Here is an 8,967-nt window from a genome sequence, read left to right as displayed (position 1 = left end):
GCACCCATCAATTCACAAAGTCAGGAGAGCGCATGTCAGCTAATAATCCGGATGATCATTGAACAATCTTTATGTTAGGCATGATGAAGCGCATCTTATTCCTTTGTTTCGCGTGGCTGCTGACGCACCCGCTGACGGCTGCCGCAGCCACCAGGCCGGATATTCTCTTCATTGTGGTGGATGATTTAAATGACTGGATCAGCCTGCTGGATCCTGAGGCTCCCATTTCCACACCGAACCTTCAGCGCCTGGCGGCGCGCGGGGTGTCTTTTTCCCGCGCCTATGCGGCTTCACCTGCCTGCAACCCCTCGCGCACTTCTGCCCTGACCGGCATCTCCCCGGCCACTTCAGGAGTGTATGGAAACAAAACGGACTGGCGCCTGGCACTGCCGGATGCAGTCACTCTTCCGCGCCATTTCATGAATCACGGCTATCGCGTGGAGGGGGCGGGAAAAATTTTTCATCATCATCTGGCAGGGGCCTATCATGATGCGGCATCGTTTCACCATTTTTTGGACATGCCCTGGCCGCCGGATGATCCCATGCCACCAGCCAAGCTGAACGGCCTGCCAGACTACGGCACAGCCAATACCGACTGGGGCTCGTGGCCCAAAAACGGGTCGGATGCGCTGGATGTGCGCAGCGTGGACTGGTGCATCTCCAGGCTGCAACAATCCCGCAAAGGCCCCCTTTTCCTGGCCTGCGGACTGTTCCGCCCACACATGCCTTTTTTCGTACCGCCAGCCTGGCTGGAAAGGCATCCTGCGGGTGACCAGGTCAGAATGCCGGAAGTAAAGGCCGATGATCTGGATGACATCCCTGCCGGAGGGCGCAAGCTGATGGCCAATGCAGAGCGGTTTTACAAAGGCCTGATGGATGGCGAAAAAGTGGTTCCCGGCAGTTGGCGGGAAGCGGTGCGCTGCTATCAGGCCAGCGCCCGTTTTGCCGATGCCCAGATCGGACGTTTGCTGGATGCTTTGGATGCAACCGAAGCCAGCAAGGACACCGTCATCGTACTGTGGTCTGATCATGGCTATCAGCTTGGGGAGAAGGAATGCTGGGAAAAGTTTACCCTCTGGGAGAAGGCCACACGGGTGCCCTTCATCATCGTCGCTCCGAAGCTGGCCAGAGCAGGAAGGGTCTGCGACCGGCCTGTGACTCTGCTGGATCTCTACCCCACGCTGGTGGACATCTGCGGCCTGCCTGCACCTGCCGGGCTTGAAGGCGTGAGCCTGCTGCCATTGTTGAAAGATCCCACTGTCGCCTGGGAGCGCCCGGCGGTGATGACCTTTATGTGTGGCAACCATGCCGTGCGCTCGGAGCGCTGGCGCTACATCCGGTATGCAGATGGCACGGAGGAGCTCTACGATCATGCGGAGGATCCCCATGAATGGCGGAACGTGGCCGGTGATGCAGTTCATCAGCCGGTCATTGAAGATCTGAAAAAGTGGCTGCCAAAGACCAATGCCGCCGCCGCGCCTGACAAAAAGGAACCCAGGTAAAACCATGCGCCATTTCCTGTTACTCCTGCTTTTTGCATCCGCTGCCTGGCAGACTTTGCCTGCGGTGCGGCCTAACGTACTATTCATCTCTGTGGATGACATGAATGACTGGATCAACTGCCTGGGCGGATATGCGGGAAAGGTCCATACGCCCAATCTGGACCGTCTGGCTGCACGCGGTACGCTGTTTACGAATGCGCACTGTGCATCGCCCAAGTGCGCCCCCTCCCGCACGGCGCTGATGACTGGACTAATGCCCTCCTCCACCGGCCTTTATGACAATGGCCACTGGTGGTATCCCAATATGCCTGAGGCGGTGACCCTGCCCATGCATTTCCGCAATCAAGGATACAAGACTGTCGGAGCGGGGAAAATCCATCATCATACAGCCGGGTCCAATCCGCCTCATCAGTGGGATGAATTTCAGCCGCTGGTGTTTCGCGATGACCCCTGGTTCCGCACTGACAAGCGCAATTACCCTTGGTCTGAAAGCGGGCCGAATCCTCCGGACTTTCCCTTTGGCGGCGTCAAAAAGCTGGGGCATGAAAACGACTGGGGCTCTCTGCCTTTGGCCGAGGAGGCTCTCGATGATGTCCGCACGGTGGATGCCGCTCTGGCTCATTTGAAAGCGGAAAGTGACAAACCGTTTTTCATTGCCTGCGGTCTCTTCCGTCCGCATCTGCCCTGGTATGTTCCGCAGGCTTATTTCGACATGTACAAGCTGGATGAGATCGTCCTGCCGGCAGTCTTTACAGCAGATCTTGATGACCTCCCCAAACCGGCGAGCAAGCTCGCTGCGGACCGCCGCCAGGATTTTGAGCAGATCAAAAAGGCCGGCAAATGGCGCGAAGCCGTGCGTGCCTATCTGGCCTGCATCAGTTTTGCCGATGCGCAGATCGGACGCTTGCTGAATGCCCTGGATGAGGGGCCGCATGCGGCGGATACAATTATTGTGCTATGGTCGGATCACGGCTGGCATCTGGGGGAGAAGCAGCACTGGCACAAATCCACCTTATGGGAGCGCGCCACGCGTGTGCCCCTCATCATTTCCGCGCCCGGGTTTTCCCCAGGTCGCTGCGCCAGACCCGTGAACCTGATTGATCTCTATCCTACTTTGAGTGAGCTCTGCCAGCTTCCTGTGGTGGACGGCCTGGATGGCATCAGCCTGGCACCCTTGCTGCGCAATCCTGAATCTGTACGGGAGCGTCCAAGTGTGACTGAATTTTTGGAAGGCAATGCGGCGGTGCGGGACGAACGGTATCGCTATATCCGTTATCATGATGGCAGTGAGGAACTTTACGACCACCAGACGGATCCTCACGAATGGCATAACCGCGCTGATGACCCGGAGATGGCCGCCATCAAAGCCGGTCTGCTCAAATGGCTGCCGCAGAGCTGGGCGGCCGCTGCGCCTGGAAAGAAAGCCTTTGTGTTTGACCCCGTCAGCCATTCTTGGACCGAGAAGGCCAGCGGACGTGTTTTTAATCCAACAGATCATAAGCCATGAATTGCGGGCCAATTATAGCCCTTGTTTGTTTCACCGCATCTCTGCTGGGGGAGGTGCCGGTGTTGGAAAAAACGGCGCTTTGGACTTCGGGTCAGGACGGTTATCATACCTACCGTATTCCTTCGCTGTTGGTGACAGGGAAGGGGAGTGTGCTGGCCTTTTGTGAAGGACGTAAAACCGGCTCCGGTGACCATGGGGATGTGGACCTGATCATGAAACGCAGCACTGATGGCGGCCGCACCTGGTCACCACACTTCATCGTTCATGAAGAAGGTCGGGAAGCGAAGATTACCATCGGTAATCCATGCCCCGTGGTGGATGCAGAAACGGGCACGATCTGGCTGCCATTCAACCGGGATAACAAAGCTGTCTTCATCACCTCCAGCAGCGATGACGGTCTGACCTGGAGCACTCCGCTTGATATCAGTGCCAGCACCATGAAGCCGGACTGGACCTGGGTGGCCACGGGGCCGGGCATCGGCATCCAGTTGAAAAACGGTCCGCACATAGGCAGGCTGGTTATCCCTTCGGACCACAAAAGGCAGACACCATCTGGCGAGGCGGAGATGAATTCTCACATGATGTTTAGCGATGATGGAGGCCAGACATGGCAGATCAGCAGCCCCATCCAGGCCGGTGGCAATGAATGCCAGGTCATTGAGCGGGCGGACGGCTCGCTGCTGGTCAATACCCGGATGCAGGGGGACTTTAAAGGTCATCGCGGCATTGCCACCAGTCAGGATGGCGGGTTAACCTGGACGGACATCCGGCAGGAGCCGCAGCTTCCTTGTCCGCGCTGCCAGGGCAGCTTGCTGGATGCCGGTGTGGGCACTCTGATTTTCAGCAATCCCGATCCTGGCGCGTCATTGGCAGGCAAAGAAAAAGGCCCGCGCATCAATCTCACCGTCCGCCTCAGCCGTGATGAAGGGGCCTCCTGGCCCGTGGCAAGACTGCTGCACGAGGGACCTGCTGCTTACTCCAGCCTGGCCCGTTTGCCGGATGGCACCGTTTTTTGCCTCTATGAATGCGGAGAAAAGACCTTCCGGGAAACGCTGACGCTTGCCCGTTTTGATCTCAACTGGCTGACCTCAGAGCCGTAAAAGGCACCGTGTGGCCAGCCTGGTTTAGGCGAAAACGTCCACTGCATTGCGCAGCAGATTCAGGCCGATGTCCTGGCTCTTTTCCGGGTGGAACTGCACAGCCATGAGGTTGTCTTTGCATATGCCCGCGATAAATTCACCCCCGTATGTAGTCCGGCAGAGGGCGAGTGATTCGTCGGCCACATCAGGGTAGTAACTGTGCACGTAATAGAGGTGAGAGGGGTTGGGCAGGCCCTGCCACCATTGGGCTCCGCGTTCCTCCCAGTGCACCTGGTTCCAGCCCATGTGCGGGATTTTCAGTCCATGCTCTGGCAGGAACTTGCGCACGATCCCAGGGGCCACTCCCAGGCCTTCCACGCCGGGGGATTCCTCGCTGGATTCAAAGAGAAGCTGGTAGCCGAGGCAGAACCCCAAGTAAGGCTTTTCATCCTTCAGCCATTGCTTCAGCGGATCCCAAAGCTGGCGCTCTTTGAGGATGCGGACGCTGTCACCAAAGGCCCCCTGGCCTGGGAAGACGAGCACGTCCAGGCCATCGAAGCCCTGTGGTTCGGTGACCAGTTTGGCTTCCTTGCCGATGGCTGTAAAAGCATTGAGGACGCTGCGCAGATTGCCAGCGCCGTAGTCGAGCACGCCTAGATTCATGAATGATTACAATACGTCCTTGGTGCTGGGAATGCCGACCACTCTTGGGTCTTTTTGAGTGGCGGCGTCGAGCGCACGGGCCAGGCCCTTGAAGATGGCCTCCGCCATGTGATGGGAATCCCGACCGCGTTTGATTTCAACATGCAGTGTACACATCAGGGCGCTGGAAAAGGCGCGTAGGAACTCCTCCACCAGCTGGTAGCTGAATACCCCGGCACGACCACCGATGGCCTCCATCTTTTCCGGCGCGTGATAGCTCAGGAAAGGGCGACTGCTGAGATCCATGGCCACCTCTGCCAGGGTCTCATCCATGGGCAGGAGAAAGAAACCGTAGCGCACAATGCCAGCCTTGTTTCCCAGCGCTTCGCGGAAGCACTGGCCAAGCACGATGCCCGTATCCTCCACCGTGTGGTGGTAGTCCACATCCACATCGCCAACGACTTTCACCTTCAGGTCAAAAAGGCCGTGCTTGGTGAACAGCGTCAGCATGTGGTCAAAGAACGGCACGCCGGTATCAATGGTGGAAAGGCCGGAGCCGTCCACATTGAGCTCAATCTGGATGTCCGTTTCGGCGGTTTTGCGGTGCTGGTTGGCGGTGCGGGGCATTTTTGGGGTCAGTTAAACAGGATTCGAGGGATACAGTTCAGTCTGTAGCACTGAACACTGAAAACAGGAGGCTGAAAACCGAATAGTTGAATCGGCGGCTCATTGACTGTGCCTCCGGCCACAGAATAAGCAGAATGTGGCATAGCGTACCCCTGGCAGGTGCCTCTTTTCCCGCGCTCTCGTAACATCAATGCCTTCCCGCGGTTTTTGTCGCTTTACGCTCAATGGGGGGATGAAGGAACACCATGTATTTGATGGTCTGTCATTAAGCAATAAATATGTGGGAGATAAGGGATGACAAAGCAACGTTTTTGTGAATGATCTAGATTGTTATGCCTAATGAACCGAGTCCTCTGCCCATGATCGACACCGGTAGATTCCTATGGTCCCGAGTGATCACGTTCGTGGTAATTGCCCTCCTGACAGTCGAGGTGTCTTCTGTGTCGGCATTTGACCCAGAAGGACCGCCGCCCCAAAAGACCATGGAGTGGACTTGTAGATTTCTGGGATCGGGCCGCATGGCGGCAGCGAACTTTCAGAACGCTACGATTTGGGAAGCAGCCGAGTTTCTGAGCACTTACATTCCGACGAGCTACAACGTGACTTACCGTGTTGACGATGCACTTGACGATACGACGCGTCACATTTCCTTGGATTTAAAGGATCCGACCTTCTTTGAAGTCGTCGCCGAAATTGCCCGCCAGTCGGAAACGGATATTCTTATCAGCTCTGGGCAGGTCACGTTCAAGAAGCGCAGCGCCGCAGAAGCCACAAAACCAAAATGAACCAGAAACGAGCGAAGGCTAACAAGGCGCTGGTGGCAACGGCTCGTAACCGGCTGTCGTGTCAGCGAAGTCTTGCACTCGCCGTCGCTGCAGGTTAGATGTTTGCTAAGAAAATATGATCATCGAAGAGATGCAGAACTACTACGGACAAAGAGCGTCCGTGTATGATTCGTCGATGGGATACGACGATGAGGGGAAGGTTCGCATTCTCCTTCCGATCATAGAGCACGTCCGCGAAGCCTTGCGCGGAAGACACGTCTTGGAGATCGCTTGCGGACCAGGTTTCTGGACTCAATTCGCATCTGAGACAGCGGCCTCAGTCGTCGCAACTGACTACAACCAATCGACGCTCGATGAGGCTTTGAAGAAGAGATTTCCCTTTGACCGTGTATCCTTTATGCAGGCGGACGCATACCATCTAGACCTTATCCCGGGAGTTTTTGACGGCATTCTTTCCGTTGACTGGTTGGCGCATGTCCCCCTTTCCAAGATAACGGAATTTCTTTCTGGAGCGATCGGTCGAGTTGGTTTCGGCTCGCCAATTGTGTTTGTTGATCAGCTTCCGGGTGAACACTCGCTAACAAGAGAATTCGACACAGAAGGAAATCATATTCAGAAGAGGACGCTACCTGATGGGTCAATGTTCAGGGTGATTAAGCACTTTTTTAGCGACGATCAGATCACCGACCTGTTTTCTGGTTTCGTAGGATATTTGAGTATCCGGCGATTTCCTGAATGTCGGCGTCTCATTGTGACCTTCATACCAACATGAAGCGAACAAGCCGTGGATGGCAACCCCCACTAGCCCTTCTGTTTTCGATGTTTCCACGTAATATCGACCTTCACCCCGCGATCAACGATGGCTCTCGCTAGTGGGGTTGCCATCACTCTAACGTTCGCCGTCCTTAAGCTGAATGCTTCCATGACGATCACCCGTGAGATTCACTGCGGGGCATAGAGGGGAGTTGATCAGGAAACAGTTTTCAGTCTTCCGTTTTCAGGAGAAGACAGGGCAAGCAATCAACACTGGAATCTGAAGGGTGGAAACTGAAACCTTTGGGCGCAGCCTGGTGATGGAGTGTATTTTTAATGAAGTCAGTTGGGGCCCAACTGTCCTACTTACGCAGCCTGCTGGGCGGGTGTTTTCACCTGGTCCAGCACCTTGGTAATGAGGTCGTCCACCCGGATCTGCTGGGCCTCGCCTTCGAAATTCAGGATGATGCGGTGCCTCAGCGACACATGGGCGATGGCGCGGATGTCATCGGTGGAGACGGCGGTGCTGCCCTGCACGGCGGCCCAGACGCGGGCACCGCGGATGAGGCTCTGTAGGCCGCGCGGACTGGCTCCGTAAGAGACGAAACGCTGGATCTCCGGCAGCACGCCGGGAGTCTCCGGATGGGTGCCGAGGATGAGCTGGGAGGCGTAACGGGCGACGGGCTCCGCCACGGGCGTTTCGGCCAGCTCACGCTGGAGCTTCATCAGGTCGGGACCGGTCAGGATGGATTCCAGGGTGGGTTCCTGAAAGCCTGTCGTGCGGCGGGAGATTTCCACCAGGGAATCCAGGTCCGGGAAGGGGACCTTGATCTTGAACATGAAACGGTCCAGCTGCGCCTCGGGCAGGGGATAGGTGCCTTCCATTTCCATGGGGTTTTGTGTGGCCAGGACAAAGAAGGGCTCGGGCAGCATGTGGCGCTCGCCGCCGGTCGTCACGCAGCGTTCCTGCATCACTTCCAGCAGGGCGGCCTGGGTTTTTGGTGTTGCGCGGTTGATCTCGTCCACCAGCAGCAGGTTTTTAAAAACCGGCCCCTTTTCAAAAAACATCATCCGCCGGCCCTGCTCGTTTTCATTCACGATGTGGGTGCCCAGAATGTCCGCCGGCATCAGGTCCGGGGTACATTGCACCCGGCCCGGCTCCAGGCCGATGACCTGGGAAAGCGTGCGCACCAGAAAGGTTTTGCCAAGCCCCGGCACGCCCTCCAGCAGCACATGCCCGCCTGAAAAGATGGCCACCAGGACATCCCCCAGCAGCACGTCATAACCCACAATGGATTTTTGCAGTTCCGTCTTGAGGCGGGTGAAGAGGGTCTGGAAGGAGGTCATGGGATGAATGGGACGGGCGGCATTTTTGAATGCCAGCGGAGCCTAAGATAAGGGGCGTGAACAGGGATGTAACAGCAGCTTTTGGGGCATCATTGCAGTGGTTTCAACAAACTTGCAATGCCTCCCCAGATGCGAGTCGTCAAAATACGCGCCTCATTCGCTGATCCATACAGCCGTACCCAGGGGAACCAGGTCATAAAGCTCCATGACATCCGCGTTTTTCAGCCTCACGCAGCCATGGCTGGCGGGTCGCCCGATGCTCCTTTCATCATTGGTGCCGTGGATGTAGATGTAGCGCTGAAAGGTATTCGCGTTGCGCTTCTCCACCCCGTCCAGCCAAAGGATACGGGTCAGCACCAGGTCATCCGGCGTCACCATTTCAGGGGTCCATTGGCCCACTGGCTGGCGGCTTTTAAAAATGGTGCCGCTGGGGGCTGAGTCGCCATGCTTTTCACGGATCACGAAGCCGCCGAGAGGGGTCTTGTTGCTGCCTTCCGTATAACCCAGGCCAAATTTGGAGGTGCTGCATGGCCAGCTTTTTACCTGGTGGATGCCATCCCACAGGACCAGTCGCTGGGTGGCGACGGAGACTTCAATGCGCGGCTGCTTCGGGTTCACACGGCCAGTATGCATGACCGACTCCGCTTTGACAAACCCTGCCTGCGCCAACTGTTTCGCAAACATCTTGACATTTTGGGGATTAGCGGTTAAATGAACACTGTCAA

Annotated in this window: 9 protein-coding genes; 5 read left to right on the top strand and 4 right to left on the bottom strand. The window is 56.6% G+C overall.

What is annotated here, in order from left to right:
- Nucleotides 1-80: 80 nt before the first annotated feature.
- From WJU23_RS05470 to WJU23_RS05460, 3 genes are read left to right on the top strand one after another with little or no spacing between them, the layout of a single operon-like run.
- The gene (locus WJU23_RS05470) at nt 81-1,502 is read left to right on the top strand and encodes a sulfatase (RefSeq protein ID WP_346331536.1); all 1,422 of its coding nucleotides are present in this window, start codon (nt 81-83) and stop codon (nt 1,500-1,502) included.
- A 4-nt stretch (nt 1,503-1,506) separates the two neighbouring features.
- The gene (locus WJU23_RS05465; RefSeq protein ID WP_346331535.1) at nt 1,507-3,009 is read left to right on the top strand and encodes a sulfatase; all 1,503 of its coding nucleotides are present in this window, start codon (nt 1,507-1,509) and stop codon (nt 3,007-3,009) included.
- Nucleotides 3,006-4,109, top strand: a complete 1,104-nt coding sequence (locus tag WJU23_RS05460) for a sialidase family protein (RefSeq protein ID WP_346331534.1) — start codon at nt 3,006-3,008, stop codon at nt 4,107-4,109. Before WJU23_RS05465 ends, WJU23_RS05460 begins: the two co-directional genes overlap by 4 nt.
- A 24-nt stretch (nt 4,110-4,133) precedes the next feature.
- Here the strand turns inward: WJU23_RS05460 and hisH are convergent, their stop codons facing one another.
- Nucleotides 4,134-4,751: an imidazole glycerol phosphate synthase subunit HisH gene (hisH, locus tag WJU23_RS05455; RefSeq protein WP_346331533.1), complete on the bottom strand. Its 618-nt coding sequence runs from the start codon at nt 4,749-4,751 to the stop codon at nt 4,134-4,136.
- A 6-nt stretch (nt 4,752-4,757) separates the two neighbouring features.
- Nucleotides 4,758-5,357, bottom strand: a complete 600-nt coding sequence (gene hisB, locus WJU23_RS05450) for an imidazoleglycerol-phosphate dehydratase HisB (RefSeq protein ID WP_346331532.1) — start codon at nt 5,355-5,357, stop codon at nt 4,758-4,760.
- 359 nt (nt 5,358-5,716) lie between these two features.
- Here hisB and WJU23_RS05445 point away from each other — a divergent pair, with 359 nt between their 5' ends.
- Together WJU23_RS05445 and WJU23_RS05440 are read left to right on the top strand one after the other, a co-directional pair.
- Complete coding sequence (locus WJU23_RS05445) at nt 5,717-6,142, top strand: hypothetical protein (protein WP_346331531.1); 426 nt, start codon at nt 5,717-5,719, stop codon at nt 6,140-6,142.
- Between the two features lie 115 nt (nt 6,143-6,257).
- The gene (locus WJU23_RS05440; protein WP_346331530.1) at nt 6,258-6,914 is read left to right on the top strand and encodes a class I SAM-dependent methyltransferase; all 657 of its coding nucleotides are present in this window, start codon (nt 6,258-6,260) and stop codon (nt 6,912-6,914) included.
- A 347-nt stretch (nt 6,915-7,261) separates the two neighbouring features.
- Here the strand turns inward: WJU23_RS05440 and WJU23_RS05435 are convergent, their stop codons facing one another.
- The gene (locus tag WJU23_RS05435) at nt 7,262-8,242 is read right to left on the bottom strand and encodes a MoxR family ATPase (protein WP_346331529.1); all 981 of its coding nucleotides are present in this window, start codon (nt 8,240-8,242) and stop codon (nt 7,262-7,264) included.
- 153 nt (nt 8,243-8,395) lie between these two features.
- Nucleotides 8,396-8,926, bottom strand: coding sequence for a L,D-transpeptidase (locus WJU23_RS05430; protein WP_346331528.1), 531 nt, complete (start codon nt 8,924-8,926; stop codon nt 8,396-8,398).
- Between the last annotated feature and the right edge of the window lie 41 nt (nt 8,927-8,967).

Source organism: Prosthecobacter sp. SYSU 5D2, assembly GCF_039655865.1.
Lineage (GTDB): Bacteria > Verrucomicrobiota > Verrucomicrobiia > Verrucomicrobiales > Verrucomicrobiaceae > Prosthecobacter.
This window is presented reverse-complemented; position numbering and strand designations above follow the sequence as displayed.

Excerpts from the sequence above, each read along its gene's own strand:
- WJU23_RS05470 (WP_346331536.1), top strand. The coding sequence starts at position 81 with ATGATGAAGCGCATCTTATTCCTTTGTTTCGCGTGGCTGCTGACGCAC.
- WJU23_RS05465 (WP_346331535.1), top strand. The coding sequence starts at position 1,507 with ATGCGCCATTTCCTGTTACTCCTGCTTTTTGCATCCGCTGCCTGGCAG.
- WJU23_RS05460 (WP_346331534.1), top strand. The coding sequence starts at position 3,006 with ATGAATTGCGGGCCAATTATAGCCCTTGTTTGTTTCACCGCATCTCTG.
- hisH (WP_346331533.1), bottom strand. The coding sequence starts at position 4,751 with ATGAATCTAGGCGTGCTCGACTACGGCGCTGGCAATCTGCGCAGCGTC.
- hisB (WP_346331532.1), bottom strand. The coding sequence starts at position 5,357 with ATGCCCCGCACCGCCAACCAGCACCGCAAAACCGCCGAAACGGACATC.
- WJU23_RS05445 (WP_346331531.1), top strand. The coding sequence starts at position 5,717 with ATGATCGACACCGGTAGATTCCTATGGTCCCGAGTGATCACGTTCGTG.
- WJU23_RS05440 (WP_346331530.1), top strand. The coding sequence starts at position 6,258 with ATGATCATCGAAGAGATGCAGAACTACTACGGACAAAGAGCGTCCGTG.
- WJU23_RS05435 (WP_346331529.1), bottom strand. The coding sequence starts at position 8,242 with ATGACCTCCTTCCAGACCCTCTTCACCCGCCTCAAGACGGAACTGCAA.
- WJU23_RS05430 (WP_346331528.1), bottom strand. The coding sequence starts at position 8,926 with ATGTTTGCGAAACAGTTGGCGCAGGCAGGGTTTGTCAAAGCGGAGTCG.